The organism is Microbacterium esteraromaticum (genome assembly GCF_014084045.1).
Classification (GTDB): domain Bacteria; phylum Actinomycetota; class Actinomycetes; order Actinomycetales; family Microbacteriaceae; genus Microbacterium; species Microbacterium esteraromaticum_D.
Map to the genome: position 1 here is coordinate 2,910,434 of NZ_CP043732.1, position 21,608 is coordinate 2,932,041.

At 69.8% G+C, this 21,608-nt stretch carries 21 protein-coding genes and 1 pseudogene; all 22 read right to left on the reverse strand.

Features of this window, described 5'->3' with window-relative positions:
- Window positions 1–82 precede the first annotated feature (82 nt).
- On the reverse strand, window positions 83–1,054 hold the full coding sequence (gene lgt / locus FVO59_RS13955) for a prolipoprotein diacylglyceryl transferase (protein WP_182253165.1): 972 nt from the start codon (window positions 1,052–1,054) through the stop codon (window positions 83–85).
- Between the two features lie 10 nt (window positions 1,055–1,064).
- Window positions 1,065–1,856: a tryptophan synthase subunit alpha gene (gene trpA, locus FVO59_RS13960; RefSeq protein ID WP_182253166.1), complete on the reverse strand. Its 792-nt coding sequence runs from the start codon at window positions 1,854–1,856 to the stop codon at window positions 1,065–1,067.
- A complete protein-coding gene (gene trpB / locus FVO59_RS13965; protein ID WP_182253167.1) occupies window positions 1,853–3,061 on the reverse strand; it encodes a tryptophan synthase subunit beta in 1,209 nt (402 codons plus the stop codon). The genes trpA and trpB overlap by 4 nt, the downstream gene beginning before the upstream one ends.
- A complete protein-coding gene (gene trpC / locus FVO59_RS13970) occupies window positions 3,058–3,864 on the reverse strand; it encodes an indole-3-glycerol phosphate synthase TrpC (RefSeq protein WP_182253168.1) in 807 nt (268 codons plus the stop codon). The genes trpB and trpC overlap by 4 nt, the downstream gene beginning before the upstream one ends.
- A complete protein-coding gene (locus FVO59_RS13975) occupies window positions 3,864–4,094 on the reverse strand; it encodes an HGxxPAAW family protein (protein ID WP_182253169.1) in 231 nt (76 codons plus the stop codon). Before FVO59_RS13975 ends, trpC begins: the two co-directional genes overlap by 1 nt.
- A 34-nt stretch (window positions 4,095–4,128) precedes the next feature.
- Window positions 4,129–4,722 (reverse strand): Trp biosynthesis-associated membrane protein, encoded by a 594-nt coding sequence (locus FVO59_RS13980; RefSeq protein ID WP_182253170.1) that lies wholly within the window; start codon window positions 4,720–4,722, stop codon window positions 4,129–4,131.
- 1 nt (window position 4,723) lies between these two features.
- Window positions 4,724–5,068 carry a phosphoribosyl-AMP cyclohydrolase gene (gene hisI / locus FVO59_RS13985; RefSeq protein ID WP_182253171.1) on the reverse strand — a complete coding sequence of 115 codons (345 nt, stop codon included), beginning with the start codon at window positions 5,066–5,068 and terminating at the stop codon, window positions 4,724–4,726.
- On the reverse strand, window positions 5,065–5,826 hold the full coding sequence (gene hisF / locus FVO59_RS13990; protein WP_182253172.1) for an imidazole glycerol phosphate synthase subunit HisF: 762 nt from the start codon (window positions 5,824–5,826) through the stop codon (window positions 5,065–5,067). The genes hisI and hisF overlap by 4 nt, the downstream gene beginning before the upstream one ends.
- Entirely contained in the window at window positions 5,826–6,668 is an 843-nt protein-coding gene (gene hisG / locus FVO59_RS13995; protein WP_182253173.1) for an ATP phosphoribosyltransferase, read from the reverse strand. Before hisG ends, hisF begins: the two co-directional genes overlap by 1 nt.
- A 41-nt stretch (window positions 6,669–6,709) precedes the next feature.
- Window positions 6,710–6,973 carry a phosphoribosyl-ATP diphosphatase gene (locus FVO59_RS14000; protein ID WP_182253174.1) on the reverse strand — a complete coding sequence of 88 codons (264 nt, stop codon included), beginning with the start codon at window positions 6,971–6,973 and terminating at the stop codon, window positions 6,710–6,712.
- Window positions 6,970–7,650 carry a ribulose-phosphate 3-epimerase gene (gene rpe / locus FVO59_RS14005; protein WP_182253175.1) on the reverse strand — a complete coding sequence of 227 codons (681 nt, stop codon included), beginning with the start codon at window positions 7,648–7,650 and terminating at the stop codon, window positions 6,970–6,972. Before rpe ends, FVO59_RS14000 begins: the two co-directional genes overlap by 4 nt.
- On the reverse strand, window positions 7,647–9,044 hold the full coding sequence (locus tag FVO59_RS14010) for an RsmB/NOP family class I SAM-dependent RNA methyltransferase (RefSeq protein ID WP_259363258.1): 1,398 nt from the start codon (window positions 9,042–9,044) through the stop codon (window positions 7,647–7,649). The genes rpe and FVO59_RS14010 overlap by 4 nt, the downstream gene beginning before the upstream one ends.
- Complete coding sequence (fmt, locus tag FVO59_RS14015; RefSeq protein WP_182253176.1) at window positions 9,041–9,964, reverse strand: methionyl-tRNA formyltransferase; 924 nt, start codon at window positions 9,962–9,964, stop codon at window positions 9,041–9,043. Before fmt ends, FVO59_RS14010 begins: the two co-directional genes overlap by 4 nt.
- A gap of 37 nt (window positions 9,965–10,001) precedes the next feature.
- On the reverse strand, window positions 10,002–11,981 hold the full coding sequence (locus tag FVO59_RS14020; RefSeq protein ID WP_259363259.1) for a primosomal protein N' family DNA-binding protein: 1,980 nt from the start codon (window positions 11,979–11,981) through the stop codon (window positions 10,002–10,004).
- Window positions 11,982–11,988: 7 nt separating this feature from the next.
- Entirely contained in the window at window positions 11,989–13,185 is a 1,197-nt protein-coding gene (metK, locus tag FVO59_RS14025; protein WP_182253178.1) for a methionine adenosyltransferase, read from the reverse strand.
- Window positions 13,186–13,296: 111 nt separating this feature from the next.
- Window positions 13,297–13,551: a DNA-directed RNA polymerase subunit omega gene (rpoZ, locus tag FVO59_RS14030; protein WP_099195959.1), complete on the reverse strand. Its 255-nt coding sequence runs from the start codon at window positions 13,549–13,551 to the stop codon at window positions 13,297–13,299.
- Between the two features lie 61 nt (window positions 13,552–13,612).
- The gene (gene gmk / locus FVO59_RS14035; RefSeq protein ID WP_182253179.1) at window positions 13,613–14,545 is read right to left on the reverse strand and encodes a guanylate kinase; all 933 of its coding nucleotides are present in this window, start codon (window positions 14,543–14,545) and stop codon (window positions 13,613–13,615) included.
- Window positions 14,514–15,377 carry an orotidine-5'-phosphate decarboxylase gene (gene pyrF, locus FVO59_RS14040; protein WP_182253180.1) on the reverse strand — a complete coding sequence of 288 codons (864 nt, stop codon included), beginning with the start codon at window positions 15,375–15,377 and terminating at the stop codon, window positions 14,514–14,516. Before pyrF ends, gmk begins: the two co-directional genes overlap by 32 nt.
- Window positions 15,374–18,660 (reverse strand): annotated as a pseudogene (gene carB / locus FVO59_RS14045) (carbamoyl-phosphate synthase large subunit). The gene pyrF and the pseudogene carB overlap by 4 nt, the downstream one beginning before the upstream one ends.
- Window positions 18,660–19,817, reverse strand: coding sequence for a glutamine-hydrolyzing carbamoyl-phosphate synthase small subunit (gene carA / locus FVO59_RS14050; protein WP_182253181.1), 1,158 nt, complete (start codon window positions 19,815–19,817; stop codon window positions 18,660–18,662). The pseudogene carB and the gene carA overlap by 1 nt, the downstream one beginning before the upstream one ends.
- On the reverse strand, window positions 19,814–20,320 hold the full coding sequence (locus FVO59_RS14055; RefSeq protein WP_259363260.1) for a PH-like domain-containing protein: 507 nt from the start codon (window positions 20,318–20,320) through the stop codon (window positions 19,814–19,816). Before FVO59_RS14055 ends, carA begins: the two co-directional genes overlap by 4 nt.
- Window positions 20,317–21,600, reverse strand: coding sequence for a dihydroorotase (locus FVO59_RS14060; RefSeq protein WP_430736353.1), 1,284 nt, complete (start codon window positions 21,598–21,600; stop codon window positions 20,317–20,319). Before FVO59_RS14060 ends, FVO59_RS14055 begins: the two co-directional genes overlap by 4 nt.
- Between the last annotated feature and the right edge of the window lie 8 nt (window positions 21,601–21,608).

Below are 21,608 nucleotides of genomic sequence, written 5' to 3' on the forward strand. Positions count from 1 at the left end.
CGCTCGTTCAGTGCGATCTCTCGCGCGGAAGGGAGGCCCGGGCGGGCCCCACGTGACGGGAGCGGTGCTTGTGGCGTGGCTCCTAGTTCGCTTCGGTGCTGACGGGAGGCTCGCTCACGTCGACGAAGTCGGAGGAAGTGTTCTGCGATTCTACATCCACGTCCTCCGGCTCCCGACCGCGCATGTACGGCGACGGCTCGACGCCGGGGTGACGGCGGGTCTGCACGATCAGGATGACGATTCCGACGACCACGCCGATGATCGCGGCCCAGACGTTGCTGCGCAGCCCCAGGAGGATCTCACTCGGGTCGATGCGGATCGACTCCCACACGATGCGGCCCGCGCTGTACCAGATGAGGTAGAGCGCGAACAGCTTGCCCCACTGCAGGCGCAGGCGATGCCCTGCCCAGAGCAGGACGATGACGCCAAGACCGTTCCAGAGCACCTCGTACAGGAACGTCGGGTGGAACAGGGTCCCTTCGGCGAGGCCGGCGGGGAAGGCAGGGTTGGTCGACTCGATCTCGAGGCCCCAGGGCACGTCCGTCGGCAGACCGAACAGCTCGTGGTTGAACCAGTTGCCGAAGCGGCCCATGGCCTGCGCGAGCAGGATGCCGGGGGCGAGGGCGTCGGCGAAGGTCCAGAACCGGATGCCCGTCCACTTGCAGCCCAGCCACGCACCGACGGCTCCGCCGAGCAGAGCGCCGAAGATGGCGATGCCGCCTTCCCAGATCGCCCACACCGAGCCTTGCTCGAAGGGGTTCCAGGTGTTCCGGCCCGGGCCGAAGTAGAAGTTCGGGTGGGTGAGCACGTGGAAGATGCGTGCGCCGATGATCCCGAGCGGAACCGCGATGATCGCGATGTCGATCACGACCCACTTCTCGGCACCCCGCCTGGTGAGGCGGTGGTTGGTCAGCAGCACGGCCGCGATGATCCCCGCGATGATGCACAGGGCGTAGAAATGGATCGTCAGCGGACCGATCTGAAAGCTGCTCTCCGGCGGGCTCGGAATGCTGGCGGGCACGGCGGAAAGGCTGCTGATGGGCGCGAAGGGCATGAAAGAGATCCTAGTATCGCGTCGTCGGCGTACCGCCGGCGAGGGTTCTGGTGGTTTCGGCGAGGGCATCGAGGCCGCCGTCGCGCAGCGCCTTGACGAGCGCAGTGCCGACGATCGCGCCGTCGGCGTACTCGACGACGCCCGCGACCTGCTCGGCGTTGGAGATGCCGATGCCGACGCATGCGCGCACCTCACCGCGGGCGCGCATGCGCTCGACGAGCGTGCGGGCGGCGAGGTCGAGCGCTGCGCGCTCCCCCGTGATGCCCATCGTCGACACGGTGTAGACGAAACCGGTCGATGACGAGATCACGAGATCCAGCCGCTCGTCGCTCGAGGTGGGAGCGGCGAGGAAGATGCGATCGAGGCCGGTGCGCTTGCTGGCCTCGATCCACTCCCCTGCCGACTCGGGGGTGATGTCCGGCGTGATCAGCCCGGCGCCGCCGGCGGCCAGCAGATCATCGGCGTAGCGGTCGACGCCGTACTGCATGACCGGGTTCCAGTACGTCATCACGACGACGGGGACGTCGGTCTCAGCGGTGATGGCCTTCACCGCGGTGAACAGGTCGCGCATCCGGAAGCCGTTCGCGAGCGCGTGCTGCGTCGCCTCCTGGATGACGGCCCCGTCCATCACGGGATCGGAGTACGGCGGACCGAGTTCGATGATGTCCACGCCGTTGCGGGCGAGGGTCAGGGCGGCCTGAACGCTCGTGTCGAGGTCGGGGTAGCCGACGGGCAGATAGCCGATGAACGCGCCGCGACCGGCCTCGTGCGCCCTGCGTATGGCGTCTTCGACGCGGCTCACTCTGCGTTCTCCTCGTCGTACAGGTCGAAGTAGCGTGCTGCGGTGTCCATGTCCTTGTCGCCGCGGCCCGAGAGGCAGACGGCGATGATGCCGTCTGCGCCGAGCTCACGGCCGATCCGCAGCGCGCCGGCGAGGGCGTGCGCCGACTCGATCGCGGGGATGATGCCCTCGGTCCTGCTGAGCAGCCGAAGCGCCTGCATGGCCTCGTCGTCGGTCGCGGGGATGTACTCGGCGCGGCCGATGTCGCTCAGCCATGAGTGCTCCGGGCCGACGCCAGGGTAGTCGAGACCCGCGGAGATCGAATGGGACTCGATCGTCTGACCGTCCTCGTCCTGCAGCACGTAGGTCTTCGCGCCGTGCAGCACGCCGGGCCGCCCGCGCTCGATCGAGGCGGCGTGCTTCGGGGTGTCGACGCCGTCACCGGCCGCCTCGACGCCGTACAGCTTCACGCGTTCGTCGTCGAGGAATGCATCGAACATGCCGATGGCGTTCGAGCCGCCCCCGACGCAGGCGACCACGGCATCCGGAAGGCGACCTGCCTCGGCGAGCAGCTGCTCGCGCGCCTCTTCGCCGATGATCTTCTGGAAGTCGCGCACCATCGCGGGGAACGGGTGCGGTCCTGCCGCGGTGCCGAAGATGTAGTTGGTGGTCTCGACACTCGCGACCCAGTCACGGTAGGCGTCGTTGATGGCGTCCTTCAGGGTGCGCGACCCCGTGGTGACCGCCACCACCTCGGCGCCGAGCAGGCGCATGCGCGCGACGTTCAACGCCTGACGCTCGGTGTCGACCTCGCCCATGTAGATGGTGCAGTCGAGACCGAACAGCGCCGCCGCCGTCGCGGTGGCCACGCCGTGCTGGCCGGCGCCCGTCTCTGCGATGACACGCGTCTTGCCGAGGCGCTTGGTCAGCAGCGCCTGTCCGAGCACGTTGTTGATCTTGTGCGAGCCGGTGTGGTTGAGGTCCTCGCGCTTGAGGAACACCCGGGCGCCGCCCGCATGCTGCGCGAACCGAGGGACCTCGGTGATCGGTGACGGTCTGCCTGCATAGGAGTGCAGCAGAGTCGAGAGCTCGGAACGGAACTCAGGGTCGGCGATCGCCGACTCGTACGCGGCGGTGAGCTCGTCGATCGCGGCGATGAGCGATTCGGGCATGTAGCGCCCGCCGAACTCGCCGAAGAACGGCCCATGCTGATCGCGCAGACTCACGACTTCCTCCTTCCGCGCACCGGTGCATCGCCGGCTGCGAGGAATGCGTTCAGGGTGGCGACGGGGTCGCCGGTGACGAGGGCCTCGCCGATGAGAACGACGTCGGCACCGGCATCGCGGTAGCGCGCGACGTCGTCAGGCTGCAGCACGGCAGACTCTGCGATGCGGATCGCCGAGTCGGGGATCCGGTCGGAGAGCCGGGCGAACAGGTCACGGTCGAGCTCCAGCGTGTGCAGGTTGCGCGCGTTGACCCCGATGAGCTCTGCTCCGAGGTCGATCGCGACCTCGAGCTCCTCAGCGGAGTGCGTCTCGACGAGCGGGGTCATACCGAGATCCAGGATCAGCGAGTGGAGTTCGGTGAGCACGCTGGGCGACAGGCCGGCGACGATGAGCAGCACGAGGTCTGCTCCGGCGGCGCGCGCTTCGAAGACCTGGTACGGGGTGGCGATGAAGTCCTTGCGCAGCACGGGCAGCGACACCCGGCCGGTGACGGCCTCGAGGTCGGCGAGGCTTCCTCCGAAGCGGCGCTGCTCTGTGAGCACGCTGATCGCGGAGGCACCGCCCTGCTCGTAGAGAGAGGCCTGCAGGGCGGGATCGGGGATCTCGGCCAGGGCACCTCGTGAGGGACTGGCGCGCTTGACCTCGGCGATGATCTTCACGCGATCCGCCGGGGCGAGAGCCGCGCGCGCATCACGCGCGGCGGGACGGGAGGCCGCGTCGCGTTCGACGACGGCGAGCGGACGCGACAGGGCGCGCTGCTCGGCATCCTCCACCGCGCCGGCCGTCAGGTCGGCGAGGACCATCAGTGCGCCTTCGGCTTGTACTTCGGGCCCTTCACACCCCACCCTGCCTTCGCCATCGCCCAGCCGACGATCGCGCCGATCACCACGATGGCGGCGCACACCCAGACGGCGACGGGCTGCTCCAGGCAGAAGAAGACCGTGCCGGCGGTGAAGCCGACGAGCATGATCACGACGGCGGTCCAGGCAGCAGGCGAGTGTCCGTGGCCGGGATCGGCGATCGGGTTGGTCATGTTCTCCTCCGGGTGGTTAGGCGATGTCGACAGTCTATCGGGCCGAGTCCGTCGGATCGGTGCCGTGCGACAGCTCGTCCCACGAATCGACCGCGTCGAGCGGGCCGGTGCCGTGGTGCGCGGCCTCGGAGGCGGAACGGTAGCGCCGCCCGCCTGCAGGCCAGCGGCGGGCGGTGATCAGGACGAAGCCGGCTGCGAGACCGAGCACCACCCAGCAGAGCATCGCGATCACGGGCCACGCCGTGGCGGTCACCGCGGCCACGACCTCTCGCAGGGACGCCTCGCCACCGAGACCGGTCGCCTCGGTCACCGCCGGTGCGATCGCCGAGAGAGGCGCCGCCCCGACCAGCGGAACGGTGCCGAGGATCAGAGCGACGGAAGCGCCGAGACCCAGGACGGCGATGACGTGGCGCAGCACCGGGCCGGCGATCGAGAGCGCAGCCCCCAGCGCCAGCACGGCCAGAGAAAGCGGAGCGAGCAGCGGGTAGATCACGGCTCCCGTGACGCTCAGCGACTCCCCCGCATCGGCGCGCTGCACGGTCGCCCAGACCTGCGTCGACGAGATGATGCCGACAGCGCCGGCGAGCAGGAACGCGAGCACACCTGTCATACGGGCGCGGCGCAGCATGTCAGGACACCTCGCCGAGCGGAAGCTCCCGGCCGTCGAAGCAGGTGCGCGTGCCCGTGTGACACGCGGGCCCCTGCTGGTCGACCTGGAGGAGGATCGTATCGGCGTCGCAGTCGACCGCTACGCCGATGACGCGCTGAGTGTTGCCGGACGTGTCGCCCTTGCGCCAGTACTCCTGGCGCGAGCGAGACCAGTAGACGGCGCGGCCCCCTGTCAGCGTCCGTCGCAGCGCCTCGGCATCCATCCACGCGAGCATCAGGACCTCGCGCGTGTCGTGCTGCTGCACGATCACCGGTGCGAGCCCCGCGTCGTTCCATGCGATGTCCGGGATCTCGTGCGGCGTCATCGAACGACCACCCCGCCTGCACGCAGAGCGTCCTTGACCTCGCCGATCGTCAGCTGGCCGCTGTGGAACACGCTCGCGGCGAGCACGGCATCCGCCCCGGCCTCGATCGCCGGCGCGAAGTCGCCCACCTGTCCCGCTCCCCCTGACGCGATCACCGGCACCGCGGAGGCCTCGCGCATCAGACGGACGAGTTCGAGGTCGAAACCGTCCTTGGTGCCGTCGGCGTCGATGGAGTTGACCAGCAGCTCTCCCGCGCCGCGCTCGATGGCCTCACGCGCCCAGTCGAGGGCATCCAGCATCGTCTCGGTGCGGCCGCCGTGCGTGGTGACCACGAAACCGGAGTGGGTCGTCGCCGCGCGCTTGACGTCGAGCGACAGCACGAGCACCTGGGCGCCGAATCGGTCGGCGATCTCGTCGATCAGCGCCGGACGGGCGATGGCCGCGGAGTTGACGCCCACCTTGTCGGCGCCGACGGCGAGCAGACGCGCGACGTCGTCGACGCTGCGCACACCGCCGCCCACGGTGAGCGGCACGAAGACCTGCTCGGCCGTTCGCTGCACGACGTCGTACGTGGTCGCGCGCGCATCGACCGTCGCGGTGACATCGAGGAAGGTGATCTCATCGGCGCCCTGTGCGGCGTAGTGCGATGCGAGCTCGACCGGGTCGCCCATGTCGCGCAGGTTCTGGAAGTTCACGCCCTTCACTACGCGTCCCGCGGCGACGTCGAGGCAGGGGATCACTCGGGCGGCGAGCGTCATCAGAGCCTCGCCGCGTGGATGGCGGTGACGAGGATCGCTCTCGCGCCGAGGGCGTAGAGGTCGTCCATCACCTGGTTCACGCCCTTGCGGGGAACCATGACGCGCACGGCCACCCACTCGGGATCGCGCAGCGGTGAGATGGTGGGCGACTCGCGGCCTCCCGCGATCTCGACGGCCTGATCGACCAGGTGCACGGGCAGGTCGTAGTCGAGCAGCACGTAGCGGCGGGCCACCATGACACCGCGAAGCCGGCGCAGCAGCCGGTCGGTGCCCGGCACGTCGCCCGGACGGCTGATGAGCACGGCCTCGGACTCGATGATGACCGGTCCGAAGATCTCGAGCCCTGCCTGCCGCAGCGTCGTGCCGGTCTCCACCACGTCGGCGATCACATCGGCGACGCCGAGGCGTACGGCCGATTCGACGGCGCCGTCGAGCGGGACGAGCTCGGCTGTCACCCCGTTCTCGCGCAGGAAGTCGTCGACGAGACCAGGGTAGGCCGACGCGACCCTCACTCCCTCGAGGTCCTGGATCGACGTGTAGCGGCCGGGAGGGGCGGCGAAGCGGAACGTCGAGCGGGCGAATCCCAGCTGCTCGATCTCGCGCGCATCGTCCTGGCGCACGTCGCGCAGCAGGTCGCGTCCGGTGATGCCGACGTCGAGGGCGCCCGACGCCACGTAGGTGGCGATGTCACGTGGGCGGAGGTAGAAGAACTCGACGTCGCTGTCGGCGTCGATGACGTGCAGGGTCTTGGGGTCGCGGCGTCCGGTGTATCCGGCCTCCGCGAGCATCTCGGCGGCTGTCTCTGAGAGCGAGCCCTTGTTCGGAACGGCGATGCGCAGCATGGATGTCTTTCGTCTCTAGTGAACGGTCGTCTGAGCGTCGTTCACAGATGTCGGTAGACGTCCTCGAGGCTCAGCCCCTTGGCGAGCATCATGACCTGCAGGTGGTAGAGCAGCTGCGAGATCTCCTCGGCGGCGGCGTCATCCGACTCGTACTCAGCCGCCATCCAGACCTCGGCCGCCTCCTCGACGATCTTCTTGCCTATCGCATGCACTCCGCGATCCAGCTGTGCGACGGTGCCCGAGCCCTCGGGACGCTCGAGCGCGGTCGCGCTGAGCTCGGCGAACAGTTCGTCGAATGTCTTCACGATTCCAGGCTAGCCGCTCGCGCGCGCTCGCGAAGACCGATGACCGCTGCTTCGATGTCGGCGGCGCCGTACACCGCGGATCCGGCGACGAAGGTGTCTGCCCCTGCCGCGGCGGCCTGTGCGATCGTGGCGTCGGAGATCCCGCCGTCGACCTGCAGCCAGACATCGGAACCCCGTCGGCGTGCCTCATCGCGCAGCGCGCGGAGCTTCGGCATCGTCTCCGGCATGAAGCCCTGGCCGCCGAAGCCGGGCTCGACCGTCATCACGAGGATCTGGTCGAACTCGTCGAGGATGTCGTAGAGCGACTCCCCCGCCGTCCCCGGCTTGATCGCCACGCCCGCGCGAGCTCCGATCGACCGCAGTCGCCGTGCCAGTGCGACGGGGTCGGCCGCCGCCTCGAGATGGAACGTCACACTCGCAGCCCCGAGCTCGGCGTACCCGGGTGCCCATCTGTCGGGGTCGCTGATCATCAGATGCACGTCGAGCGGGATCGGGCTGGTCGCCTGGATGCGCTCGACCATCTGCGGTCCGAAGGTGAGGTTGGGCACGAAGTGGTTGTCCATCACGTCGACGTGCGCGAAATCGGCTGTGGCTATCCGCGCCAGCTCGGCCTGCATGTTGGCGAAGTCGGCGGCGAGGATGCTCGGGTTGATGCGCGGTGCGGTGGGGAGGCTCACGGCTGTGTCCTTTCCGGATCGGTGCGCTGCAGCAGCGCGAGGAACATCGCGTCGGTCCCGTGGCGATGCGGCCACAGCTGTGCGCCGCCGCTTCCGGGCCCGTCGGCCTGGCGCGGAGCGAGGTCGATCGGCGACTGGGAGACATCGGCTATGACGGCGCGGGTGTCGAGTTCGGTGACGTCATCGCGACGGCGCAGCATCTCGGCCACGACGCCCGTCGTCTCGGCCAGATGCGGCGAGCAGGTGGCGTAGCCGACGACGCCCCCGGGTGCGAGTGCATCGATCGCCGCGTCGAGCAGCTGCGTCTGCAGGTCGACGAGCTCGGCGACGTCGCCGGGCGACTTGCGCCAGCGGGCCTCCGGCCTTCGCCGCAGCGCACCGAGGCCGGTGCACGGCGCGTCGACGAGGATGCGGTCGAAGGTGGCCGGATGCCGCGCCGCGAGCACACGGCCGTCCTCCTCATGCACCGGCACCTCGATCGGGAGCGGACGCACGGCGTGGCGCACGAGCCCTGCCCGTGCGGGAACGACCTCGTTCGCCTCGAGACTCGCCCCGGCCTCGAGCGCGAGCGCAGCGAGCATCGCGGTCTTCCCGCCGGGGCCGGCGCAGAGATCAAGCCAGCGCTCCCCCGCGCGCGGGGATGCAGCCGCCGCCAGGGCGAGTGCGACGAGCTGCGAGCCCTCGTCCTGAACGCGAATGGCGCCGTCGGCGCCGGCGATGAGCTGCCGCGGGTCTCCGCCGGGCGATCCGAACGCGGTCGCGGCATAGGGACGACGAGGCGCACCCGGTTCGGCGAGCCCGGGAAGGGCCGCCAGGGTGACCTCGGGCGCGTCGTTGTCGGAGTCAAGGAGCTGCTCGAGCTCTTCCGCCCTGCCTTCGGCGGCGAGGGCGCGGCGCAGCGCTCGGATCACCCACACCGGGTGGGCAGTGCGCAGTGACAGACGCTCGTCGTCCGAGCGCGCACCTGCTTCGATCCGCTTCTGCCAGGTGTCGGAGTCGTCGCGGCCGATCCGGCGCAGCACCGCGTTCGCGAACCCCGACGCCCCGCGTCCCGCCTCCGCGGCCACGAGGGAGACCGACTCGTTCACAGCCGCGTGCGCCGCCACCCTGGTCGACAGCAGCTGGTGGGCTCCGAGGCGCAGGGCATCCAGCACCGCCGAATCGATCTGCGTGACGGGTCGGCCTGCGGCCTCGGCGATGATCGCGTCGTAGGTGCCCCTGCGCCGCAGGGTGCCGTACGCCAGCTCGGTCGCCAGTCCGGCATCCTGCGGGTTCAGGTTCGCCTCGACGATCAGTTTCGGCAGCAGCAGATTCGCGTACGCGTCGTCGTCCGACACGGCTCGGAGCACGTCGTAGGCGACCCAGCGCGCGGCCTGGATCTTGGGCGCACTCACGATCCGGCCTTCGGGGAATCGCCGTCGCGCAGGCCGCGCCACCAGTCAGCTGCGTTCATCGGTCCCTTGCCGGCGGGCTGCAGGCGGGTGACAGCCAGCGGCGTCGTGCCGGTGCCGATGAGCACGCCGGTCTTCACGCCCTCCATCTGGCCCGGCTCGAGCCGCGGTGCGTCGGCAGGTGCGTGTGCGGCGGTGAGGATCTTCAGTCGGGCGCCGCCCAGGGTCGTGTGCGCACCCGGCTCCGGCGTGACGCCCCGATACCGTGCGTAGACGAGGTCGAGCGGCTGCGTCCAGTCGATGACGCCGTCGTCGAGTGTGAGCTTGGGCGCGAGCGTGGGGCTACCCTGCTGCGGAAGCGCGCGAGCCGACCCCTCTTCGATGCCGTCGACGACGTCGACCGTGAGCGAGGCGCCGTCCTTTGCGAGCACCTCCAGCACCAGGTCGGCGGTCGCGTCGGACGGGACGGGAACCGTGCGCATGGCGAACACGTCGCCCGCATCGAGAGCCGGCACGAGCTGGAACACCGCGACTCCGAGGTCGGGGTCGCCGTTGATCAGCGCCCGCTGCACCGGTGCCGCCCCGCGCCACCGCGGCAGCAGCGAGAAGTGCAGGTTGATCCAGCCCTTCCCAGGTGCGGACAGCAGCGGTTCGCGAACGATGCCGCCGTATGCGACGATCACGCCGAGGGCGGCGTCGAGCGCCGTGATCCGCGCGGTCACCTCTTCGTCGAGCCGCGCGGCCTTGATGACCGGGATTCCGAGCTGCTCCGCCGCCGCGGCTACGGGCGACGGGGTCAGCACCCTCTTGCGGCCGAATGGCGCGTCGGGACGGGTGATGACCGCCGCGATCTCGTGCCGGTCGGCGAGAGCCTGAAGGGTCGGGACGGCGACGGCTGGCGTGCCTGCGAAGACGAGGCGCATGAAAGGTTCTCCGGTCGGTCGAGCGCTGGTCGGGTGATCAGATGTCCGGTTCGAGGATATCGAGATGGACGGAGAGTGCGATGCGCTGCCTGCCGCGGCCTCGACGGCTCTGGGCCGCATCTGCCACGACGCTCGCACGCAGGGTGTCCGCAACCCTCTGCCCCGCTGCGTAAGCGAATCGCACCAGGGCTCGCACCCGTCCCTCGTCGTCGATCGGCACGGGTCCGAGCACGGCCTCTCCGCCGATGCCGATGTCGGAGAGAGCCGAGAGCGCCGAGCGGACCGACGCAGGGACGCCCTCGATCTGAGCGAATCGGGCGGTCGGCGGCATGTGCAGCGGCATCCGCGCCTCCAGCTCGGAGCGGGCATAGGCCGCACCGGACCAGGTGGCGAGAGCTCGCGCGACCGGCCCGTCGACGCCGACGAGGTGCACGGGTGCTCCTGCGGCCGCGAGGGCGGCGGCGTTCGACCACCAGCGCAGGCAGGACTCGCCGATGCGAAGGTCGGGCGCCTGCAGCATCCGCGCGCCGTCGAGCAGGATGACCGCCCGATATCCGCCGGCGGCGACGGGTTCCGCGCCGCGCGTGGCGACGACCAGCGCGGGGCCGTCGCCGACGTGCTGCACGGTGTGCGCGCCGTCTGACACGATCACCCGCACTCCGGGGAAAGCGCGCCCGAGCTCATCGGCTGTGCGCTCGGTGCCGGATGAGGCCAGGCGGACCTGGTCGGAGGAGCATTCCGCACAGCGCCAGGAGTGGGCGGAGCGGCCGCACCAACCGCATACCGGAACGGCTCCGCGACGGCGCGCGCCGAGCGGTCCGCCGCACTGAAGGCAGCGCGCGGGATGCCTGCAGGAGGCGCAGACGAGGGTGGGTGAGAAACCGGGCCGGGCGACCTGCACGAGCACGGGGCCCTCGGAGGCCGCGGCACGCGCCGTGGCGAATGCGCTCGAGGGAACCCGCTGACCCGTCGTCTGCTCGAGCTCCTGGGGTGTGCTCAGTCGCACGTTCGGGATGACGCGCCTCAGTGCCGTGATGTCGCGCAGCCAGCCGTGCTGCACCAGGCGCTCGATGTCGGTCGAACGGGTGTGCGAGACGAAGAGCAGAGCGCTCTCCTCCTGCTCCTGCCGGATGAGGGCCGCATCCCTGGCATGCACGTACGGCGCAAGAGGTTCTGCCAGCAGCGGGTCGGAATCGTCCCACAGCGCGACGAGCCCTGCTCTGGCCGGCGAATACACGGCAGACCGGTTGCCGACGACGATGCACGGTGCGTCGTCCAGGGTGCGCAGGAACGCACGGTACCGGTCGGGATTCGGCTGCCTGGCGTCGTGCCGCACGATCGCTCGACTCGGGACGAGCGTCTCGAGGGCGGCGAGGAGCAGCTCCTGGTCTCGATAGTCGGGCACGACGAGGACGCTCGATCGTCCCTCCGCAAGCTGCCCGGCGGCCGCCGCGGCGAGCAGTGCCGCCCATCCGGGCTCCGAGCCGACCTGCACGGGGATCGCCTCCACCGCTGCCCGACCGCGCTCGGCGATCACCTCGGCGAGACCGTCGTAGCGCCCGATCACCTCGTGCGCGCGGACGAGGGCATCCGGATCGAGGTCGATGGTCTCATCGACCGGCGACCACGCCTTCTCGACTCGCACCTGCCTCTTGGGGATCGCCAGGCGCAGCACGTCTGATGCCGATCCTGCGGCCCGATCGGCTGCACGGCGTGCGAGCCGGTACAGCCGGTCGGGCATCACCACGGTCGCAGAGACCACGCTCTCGATCTCAGACAGCGTGCGGGTGGGGTCCGGCTCCACGTCGACCTCGACGACGAACCCGTCGACGACGCGTCCGGCGGTGCGAAGCGGCGCCTTGATCCGCACCCCCGGGGTGATCTCGCCGAGCCCGTCCGGCACCGCGTAGTCGAACAGTCTGTCCAGCTGCGGCAGCGGCGAATCGATCAGCACACGGGCGATCCGGCGCCCCTCCGCCGGGGTCTCCGGGGTGCGCTCGGGACGAGCGTCCGACACGGCGGCCTCAGAGGCCGGCTGCGCGGCGCAGGTCGTCGGCGCGGTCGGTGCGCTCCCAGGTGAAATCGGGCAGCTCGCGACCGAAGTGGCCATACGCGGCGGTCTGCGCGTAGATCGGACGCAGCAGGTCGAGCTCCTCGATGATGGCCTGAGGGCGCAGGTCGAACACCTTCGAGATCGCCTCGGTGATCGTCTCGTCTGAGACGCGCCCGGTGCCGAACGTCTCGACGTACAGCCCGACCGGACGGGCAACGCCGATCGCATATGCGACCTGAACCTCGGCGCGGTCGGCGAGGCCGGCTGCCACGACGTTCTTGGCCACCCAGCGCATCGCGTAGGCGCCCGAGCGGTCGACCTTCGAGGGGTCCTTTCCGCTGAACGCACCGCCGCCGTGACGCGCCGCGCCGCCGTAGGTGTCGATGATGATCTTGCGGCCTGTCAGACCCGCATCGCCCTTCGGGCCACCTGTGACGAACGGGCCGGCCGGGTTGATGTAGTAGGTGAGGTCGTCGGCGAGGTCGAGCCCGGTCTGCTCGAGCACCGGGTCGATCACGACATCGCGGACGAGCTGCTTGAGCTCGTCCTGCGGGATGTCGGGGTGGTGCTGCGTCGAGAGCACGACCGCATCGACCGTCTTCGGGGTGAAGCCGTCGTAGCCGAGGGTCACCTGCGTCTTGCCGTCCGGACGCAGGAAGGCCAGCTCGCCCGAGCGGCGCACCTCGGTGAGGCGCTCGGCGATTCGGTGCGCAGTCCATGCGGCCATCGGCATGAGCTGCGGAGTCTCGTTGGTGGCGAAGCCGAACATGATGCCCTGATCACCGGCGCCCAGCTCGTCGCGGGGGTCGGTCGAGCCGCCGTCGCGCTGCTCCTGCGCCTGGTCGACGCCGTTGGCGATGTCGGTGGACTGCTCGCCGACCGAGATGCTCACCCCGCACGACGAGCCGTCGAATCCGGTGTCGCTGGAGGTGTAGCCGATGCGGTTGACGACGTCTCGCACGATGGTCGGGATGTCGACGTAGCCCTCGGTGCGGATCTCGCCCGCGACGTGGACCAGGCCGGTCGTCACGAGCGTCTCCACGGCGACGCGGGAGCCGCGGTCGACGGTGAGGAGCCCGTCGAGGATGCTGTCGGAGATCTGGTCGCAGATCTTGTCGGGGTGTCCCTCGGTGACGGACTCGGACGTGAACAGGCGCAGGGCGCTCATCGGGGCTCCAAAGCGGGGTCGTGTGGCGGAGCCGGTGCGGGCTCGACGCCAGTGTGCATGAAGCCGCCGACATCCGGATGAGGACGTCGGCGGCTCACAGTGCGGAGAGGATCACTCAGCGTGACGGATGCGCAGCTTGTCCTCGTTGATCTCGTGCAGGGCGATCGTGAGGGGCTTGTCCTCGACCGACGAGTCGACCAGCGGACCGACGTTGTCGAAGAGGTTGCCCTCGTGCAGGTCGGAGTAGTAGTCGTTGATCTGGCGGGCGCGCTTGGACGCGTAGATCACGAGCTCGTACTTCGACTCGACGCGCTCGAGCAGGTTGTCGATGGGCGGGTCGATGATGCCGTTGTTGTGTCCGGCCATTGTGGACCTCCTGGTCAGGCGACGGTGTCGTCGGAGAGCGATGGATGAGAGCGCACGCGGATCAGCGCGCAGAGTCTGACGACAATTCTACGACCTCTTCGGCGGCCGTGGCGACGTCGGCGTTCACGACGAGGTAATCGAACTCGTTCTGGGCCGCGAGCTCCACCCGTGCGGTGCGCAGCCGGCGGGTGCGCTCTTCGGCGTCCTCGGTGCCGCGGCCGACGAGCCGGTGCACCAGCTCGTCCCAGCTCGGCGGAAGCAGGAAGACGAGCGATGCCGTCGGCTCGGCCGCTCTGACCTGCCTGGCGCCCTGCAGGTCGATCTCGAGCAGTACGGTCCTTCCCTCGGCCAGTGCCGCATCGACGGGTCCACGGGGTGTGCCGTAGCGGTGCTTGTTGTGCACGACCGCGTACTCGAGCAGCTGCCTCTCTGCGATGAGCCGGTCGAACTCGGCGTCGTCGACGAAGTAGTAGTGCACGCCGTCGACCTCGCCCGGCCTCGGCGCGCGCGTTGTCGCCGAGACCGAGAGATGGATCTCGGGGTGGGTCTCGCGGATGTGCGCAGCGACCGTGCCCTTTCCGACGGCAGTGGGCCCGGCGAGCACGAGCAGACGGCTGCGGGCGGGGCGCGGGCGGTGCGGCGGGAAGCGCTCGTCGAGCCAGGCGTTCAGCGCGACGCGCTGACGCACGCCCAGCCCGCCGAGCCGCTTGACCGGTGCGATGTGCAGCTCCTCGAGCACGCGATCCCGCTTGCCGGCGCCGATGGCGGGCAGCGCCATGAGGAAGTCGGTGACACGCATGGTCGCGGCGTCGGACTCGGCGTCCTCCGTTGCGCGGCGCAGCACCTCCTGCGGGGAGACGACCCTCATGCCGAGGTCGCGCTTGAGCGCGGCTCGAGCACGTCGGCGCTCAAGGGCGCGGCGCGAGGCTGCGATCCGATCGACGTCGGGGACGGCAGGACGTTCAGCCACGGAGGACCTCCTGATAGCGCGCATTCCGGGTGCTGATCATCTCGGCTACTCCGGCAGCGCCGGCTCCGAGGATGCTGCGGCTCTCGCTCGCCAGCACGTTGCCCGCGACCGCGCCGAAGCGAGCCGGAAGGTCATCCGCCGTCGCGCCCTGGGCCCCGAAGCCCGGTGCGAGGATCGGCGTGTCGACGAGCAGCTCATCGTCCAGGCCGACAGCCGAGCGATCGACCGTCGCCCCGATCACCAGCCCGATCGGGCCGAGCCCGCCTGCGAACGCTGCGGAGTGATTGACCCATGTGACGTCGCGGGTGACCCGCGCGGCGACCGTCTGCTGATCCGCGGCAGCCACATCGACGGTCAGCGCGGTCTGCAGGGCGGCAGCCTCGGGGTTGCTCGTCGCGGCGAGGACGAACACGCCTTTGCCTGCCCGCACGGCCGTGGTGAGCGTCTCGCGCAGCGAGTCGGGCCCGAGGTACGGGCTGATGGTCACTGCATCCGCTTCGAGGGGCGAGCCGGGCTCCAGCCACGCAGACGCATAGCCGGCCATCGTCGATCCGATGTCGCCTCGCTTGGCATCGGCGAGCACGATCAGTCCGGCATCCCTGGCGGCCGACATGACCTCCTCCAGCGCGGCGAATCCGCGGGAGCCGAACCTCTCGAAGAACGCGACCTGCGGCTTCACGACCCCCGCTCGGCCCGCGGCCGCCTCGACGACGGCGAGCCCGAACGACCGCAGCCCGTCGGCGTCCTGAGCGAGGCCCCACTGATCGAGCAGGGCGGAGTGGGGATCGATGCCGACGCACAGCGGCCCGAAGCGGTCCATGGCCGTGCGAAGACGGGTGCCGAAGGAATCGCTCATCGAGCGGCCTCTCGGTCGATCGCGTATTCCTGCAGGCTCCGCACCTCGAAGCCCGACTGGGTGGCATCCATTCCCGTCACCGCGGCGCCGAGCACGGCCATGGTGGTGAACAGCGCCTTGTCGGCGGCGACGGCGGCGGCGCGGATCTCATACCCGTCCGCACGGGCGGCGCCGCCGCCCGGCGTGTTCACGACGATGTCGATCTCGCCGTCGTTGATCAGGTCGACGATGTTCTTCTCGCCGTTCTCCTGCGTCTCGCTGAACTTCGCGACGACCTGCGCGGCGATGCCGTTGCGCCCGAGGATCTCTGCGGTGCCCTCGGTCGCGACCAGCGAGAAGCCGAGCTGCTGCAGACGATGGGCCGGCAGGATCACCTCGCGCTTGTCGGCGTCGGCGACCGAGATGAACACAGTGCCGGAGGTCGGCATCCCGCCGTACGCGGCAGACTGGCTCTTCGCGAACGCCGTCGGGAAGTCGCGGTCGATGCCCATGACCTCGCCGGTCGAGCGCATCTCCGGGCCGAGCACGGAGTCGACGACCTTGCCGTCGTGGGTGCGGAAGCGCTTGAACGGCAGCACGGCCTCCTTAACGGCGACCGGAGCGCCCACCGGCACGCGGGAGCCGTCCTGCGCCGGCAGCATGCCCTCCTCGATCAGCTCGGCGATCGTGGCGCCCGCCATCAGCCGGCTGGCGGCCTTGGCCATCGGGATGCCGAGCGCCTTCGACACGAACGGCACCGTGCGGCTTGCGCGGGGGTTCGCCTCGATCACGTAGAGCACGCCCGCGCTGATCGCGAACTGCACATTGAGCAGCCCGCGCACGCCCACGCCCTGGGCGATCGCGAGGGTCGCGGTGCGAACCCGGTCGATGTCGGTGCGTCCGAGCGAGACGGGGGGCAGCGTGCAGCTCGAGTCGCCCGAGTGGATGCCTGCCTCCTCGAGGTGCTCCATGACGCCGCCGATGTACAGATCGGTGCCGTCGTAGAGCGCGTCGACGTCGAGCTCGATCGCGTCGTCGAGGAAGCGGTCGACCAGAAGCGGCTTGCCCTCCTCGATGACGACTTCGCCCGCCGTGCGCACGAAGTAGTCCCGGAGCGAGGCGCTGTCGTAGACGATCTCCATGCCGCGGCCGCCGAGCACGAAGCTCGGGCGCACGAGCACCGGGTATCCGATGTCCTCGGCGATGCGCACCGCGCCGTCGACGTCGATCGCCGTGCCGTTGCGGGGCGCGACCAGACCGGCGTCGTCGAGCAGCCGCGCGAACAGCTCTCGCTCCTCGGCGAGGTCGATCGCGGCGGGGCTGGTGCCGAGCACCGTGTAGCCCGCGGCCTCGATCCCCTTTGCGAGACCGAGAGGGGTCTGTCCGCCGAGCTGGCAGACGACGCCGAGGATGGTGCCGCTGCGGGCCTCCGCGTCGAGCACCTCGAGCACGTCCTCGAGCGTCAGCGGCTCGAAGTACAGGCGGTCGGAGGTGTCGTAGTCGGTCGACACGGTCTCGGGGTTGCAGTTCACCATGACCGTCTCGAATCCCGCGTCCGAGAGGGCGAAGGACGCGTGCACGCACGAGTAGTCGAACTCGACGCCCTGACCGATGCGGTTGGGGCCCGATCCGATGATGACGACCTTGGTGCGGTCACTGGGGGCGACCTCGGTCTCGAAATCGTAGCTCGAGTAGTGGTACGGCGTGAGCGCAGGGAACTCCCCCGCGCAGGTGTCGACGGTCTTGAAGACCGGACGCACGTCGAAGCCGTGCCGGATGCCGCGCACCTCGGCTTCTGCAAGACCGCGCAGCTGCGCGATCTGGGCGTCGGAGAAGCCGTGCTCCTTGGCGTAGCGCACCGTGTCGCGGTCAAGGTCGGTCGCCGCGGCGACGGCCTCGGCCACCTCGTTGATGAGCACGATCTGGTCGAGGAACCACGGATCCATCGCCGTGGCCTCGAAGGCCTGCTCGATGCTCGCGCCCTTGCGCAGCGCCTGCTGCAGCACGACGATCCGGCCGTCGGTGGGGGTCTTGGCGACCTCGAGCAGCTCCTCGACCGAGCGGCTCTCCTCGCCCCAGTGGAAGCTCGAGCCGCGCTTCTCGAGAGAGCGCAGCGCCTTCTGCAGCGCGGTCGTGTAGTTGCGCCCGATGGCCATCGCCTCGCCCACCGACTTCATGGTGGTGGTCAGCGTGGCATCCGCCGCGGGGAACTTCTCGAACGCGAAACGAGGCACCTTCACCACGACGTAGTCGAGGGTGGGCTCGAAGCTGGCCGGCGTGACGCCGGTGATGTCGTTCGGGATCTCGTCGAGGCGGTAGCCGAGCGCGAGCTTCGCGGCCAGCTTGGCGATCGGGAAGCCGGTCGCCTTCGAGGCCAGCGCCGAGGAGCGCGACACGCGCGGGTTCATCTCGATGACGATGATGCGGCCGTTGGTCGGGTCGACCGCGAACTGGATGTTGCAGCCTCCTGTGTCCACGCCGACCGAGCGGATGATGTCGATCGAGATGTCCCGCATCTTCTGGTACTCGCGGTCGGTGAGCGTGAGCGCGGGTGCCACCGTGATCGAGTCGCCGGTGTGCACGCCGACGGGGTCGACGTTCTCGATCGAGCAGACCACCACCGTGTTGTCGGCCGTGTCGCGCATGAGCTCGAGCTCGTACTCCTTCCACCCGAGGATCGACTCCTCGAGCAGGACCTCGCTGGTGGGCGAGTCGTGCAGGCCGGCCCCTCCGATGCGGCGCAGGTCCGCCTCGTCGTAGGCGAAGCCGGAGCCGAGTCCGCCCATGGTGAAGCTGGGACGCACGACGAGCGGATAGCCGAGTTCCTCTGCGCCGGCGAGCAGCTCGTCCATCGTGTGGCAGATGACCGAGCGGGCGACGTCGGCGCCCGCTTCGAGCACGAGCTCCTTGAAGACCTGACGGTCCTCGCCTCGCCGGATCGCGTCGACCTTCGCGCCGATCAGCTCCACGTCGTACTTCTCGAGGATGCCGCGCTCGTGCAGCGCCATGGCCGCGTTCAGCGCCGTCTGGCCTCCGAGCGTCGGAAGGATGGCATCCGGCTTCTCCTTGGCGATGATCGTCTCGATGACCTCGGGGTGATCGGCTCGATGTACGTCGCGTCCGCGAAGTCGGGATCGGTCATGATCGTCGCCGGGTTGGAGTTCACGAGGATGACGCGCACGCCCTCCTCGCGCAGCACACGGCACGCCTGGGTGCCCGAGTAGTCGAACTCGCAGGCCTGGCCGATGACGATCGGGCCGGAGCCGATGACCAGGACGGAGTTGATGTCTTCACGCTTCGGCATCAGTTGGCGCCCTTCTTGTTCGCGACGACGAGTTCGCGGAATCTGCTGAACAGGTAGTGGGCGTCGTGCGGTCCGGCCGCCGCCTCCGGGTGGTACTGCACGGAGAACGCCGGCAGATCGAGGGCACGGAGCCCCTCGACGACCCGGTCGTTGAGTCCGACGTGGCTGACCTCGACGCGGCCGTAGCCGTGCGGGCTGTCGAACTCGCCCTCGACGGGCGCCTCGACGGCGAAGCCGTGGTTGTGCGCGGTGATCTCGACCCGCCCGGTCGCCTTGTCGACCACGGGCTGGTTGATGCCGCGGTGTCCGAAGGTCAGCTTGTAGGTTCCGAGGCCGAGTGCGCGCCCGAACAGCTGGTTGCCGAAGCAGATCCCGAAGTACGGGATGCGCGCGTCGAGCACCTGGCGAAGCACCGCGACCTGCTGGTCGGATGCGGAGGGGTCGCCGGGGCCGTTGGAGTAGAACACGGCATCCGGCGAGACGGCCATCATGTCGTCGAAGGTGGCGGACTGAGGGAGCACGTGGACGTCGAACCCGAGTGCGGCGAGGTTGTCGAGCGTGGACTGCTTGACCCCCAGATCCAGGACCGCCACGTTGCCGATGCGCTCGGCGGCGGCGGGGATCACGACGGGCTCGGCGACCGAGACCGTCGCCGACAGGTTCTGGCCGGCCATCTCGGGCGCTGCCGTGACACGACGGAGCTGCTCGTCGGCGCTCAGCGCCGCGTCGGCTCCCGAGAAGATTCCGCCGCGCATGGAGCCCGTGTCGCGGATGCGGCGGGTGAGCGCACGGGTGTCGATCGCGCTGATCCCGACGACACCGCCGCGCACCAGCGCGTCGTCAAGGGACTCCTCCGAGCGCCAGTTCGACACTCGGCGGGCGGGGTCGCGCACGATGTATCCGGCGACCCAGATGCGCGACGACTCCTGATCCTCCCGGTTCATCCCGGTGTTGCCGATGTGCGGCGCGGTCTGCAGCACGATCTGCCCTGCATAGGACGGGTCGGTCAGCGTCTCCTGATAGCCGGACATTCCGGTGGCGAAGACGACTTCGCCGAGCGTGATGCCGCGGGCGCCGTATGCACGGCCCTCGAATCGGGTGCCGTCCTCGAGCACCAGGACGGCGGGCTCGATCGGGTTGCTGTTCGCTGAGGTCAAGGGTTCTCTCCGTTCTCCGCCGCGGCGCAGAGGCGCTCGAGCTGCGGAAGGATGTCTGCGGGCCCGCCGGAGGCGAGCCGGATGTACGAGTCGACGTGGATGCCGTCGGCGACCCGCCAGACCAGGCGGATCAGACCGTCGCGTTCCACGACGCGGTCGATGGCGACGGTGGCGCGGTCTGCGGTGAGCAGCCGGGTCGATGCGAGGAACACGGTCGGTGCGCCGTCGAGGCTGAGGGCGACGCCGCGGTCCGTGAGGACGAGCTCACCGCGCGCCCGATACGTGAGCGGGCTGATCGCGAGGCGCTCGAGGGGCTCATCGTGCTTGGTCGTGGCGACGTAGAGGATCTCGCTCCTGGCGGTCACATCCGCGTGCTCGGGCACTCCGAGCGGTGCGGTCAGACCGGCATCGCGTCGGAGTCGCCTGCGCCATGCGAGGAACATGGTGAGCAGGATCAGCGCGGCGACGAGGCCCATGATCAGGCCGGCGACCTCACGAGTCACTCGCCCAGCTCCTCGACGAGCATGCCCCCGTCGACCGTCACGACACCGCCGTGGATCGTCCACTGCACGCGTCCGGGCAGCTCGCGACCGATGTACGGCGAGTTGTGGCTGCGTCCGTGCAGATCGGCTTCGGTGAACACCCCGGGAACGCTCGGGTCGTACAGCGTCACATGCGCGGGGCGTCCGACCTCGAGCGCGCCGAATCCGTCGAGTCGGCCGATGCGTGCCGGCGCGGCGCTCATCACCCGCGCGACATCGGACCAGGCGAGCTGCCCCGTCTCGACCATCGCCTGGTGCACGACGCGCAGCGCGCTCTCGAGCCCGACCATGCCGTTGGCCGCGGCCTGCCACTCGCAGGCCTTGTTCTCTGCGGGGTGCGGGGCGTGGTCGGTGGCCACGATGTCGATGGTGCCGTCGGCCAGGCCCTCGCGCACGGCCATGACGTCTTCCGCAGTGCGCAGGGGCGGGTTGACCTTGTAGCGCGCGTCGTAGTCGCGCACGAGGTCGTCGGTGAGCAGCAGGTGGTGCGGCGTGACCTCGGCCGTGACCTGGATGCCTCGCTTCTTCGCCCACCTGATGATGTCGACCGAACCGGCCGTCGACAGATGGCAGACGTGCAGGCGCGATCCGACGTGCTCGGCGAGCAGCACATCGCGGGCGATGATCGACTCCTCCGCGACCGCGGGCCAGCCGGCGAGGCCGAGTTCGGCCGACACGACACCCTCGTTCATCTGCGCGCCTTCGGTGAGGCGGGGATCCTGCGCGTGCTGGGCGATGACGCCGTCGAACGACTTCACATACTCCAGTGCGCGCCGCATGATCAGCGGGTCCCAGACGCAGAAGCCGTCGTCGCTGAACACGCGCACCCGCGCTCGCGACCCGGCCATGGCGCCAAGCTCCGCGAGGCGCTCCCCCTTCTGCCCGACGGTGACCGCGCCGATCGGCTGCACAGTGGCGTATCCGGCGGCTTCGCCGAGGGCGAGCTCCTGCTCCACGACGCCTGCGGTGTCGGCGACGGGCTGCGTGTTCGGCATCGCGAACACGGCGGTGAACCCTCCGGCGGCGGCGGCGCGGGTGCCGGTGAGGACCGTCTCAGATGCTTCGAAGCCCGGCTCGCGCAGGTGGGTGTGCAGATCGACGAGACCGGGGAGGGCGACCAGGCCTGCAGCGTCGATGACGCGCGCGCCGGATCGCGCGAGGCCTGAGCCGATCTCCGCGATGACACCGTTCTCGATCACGATGTCGGCGCTGTCGCGCCCGAGCAGCTGGACGCCTGCGATGACGAGGG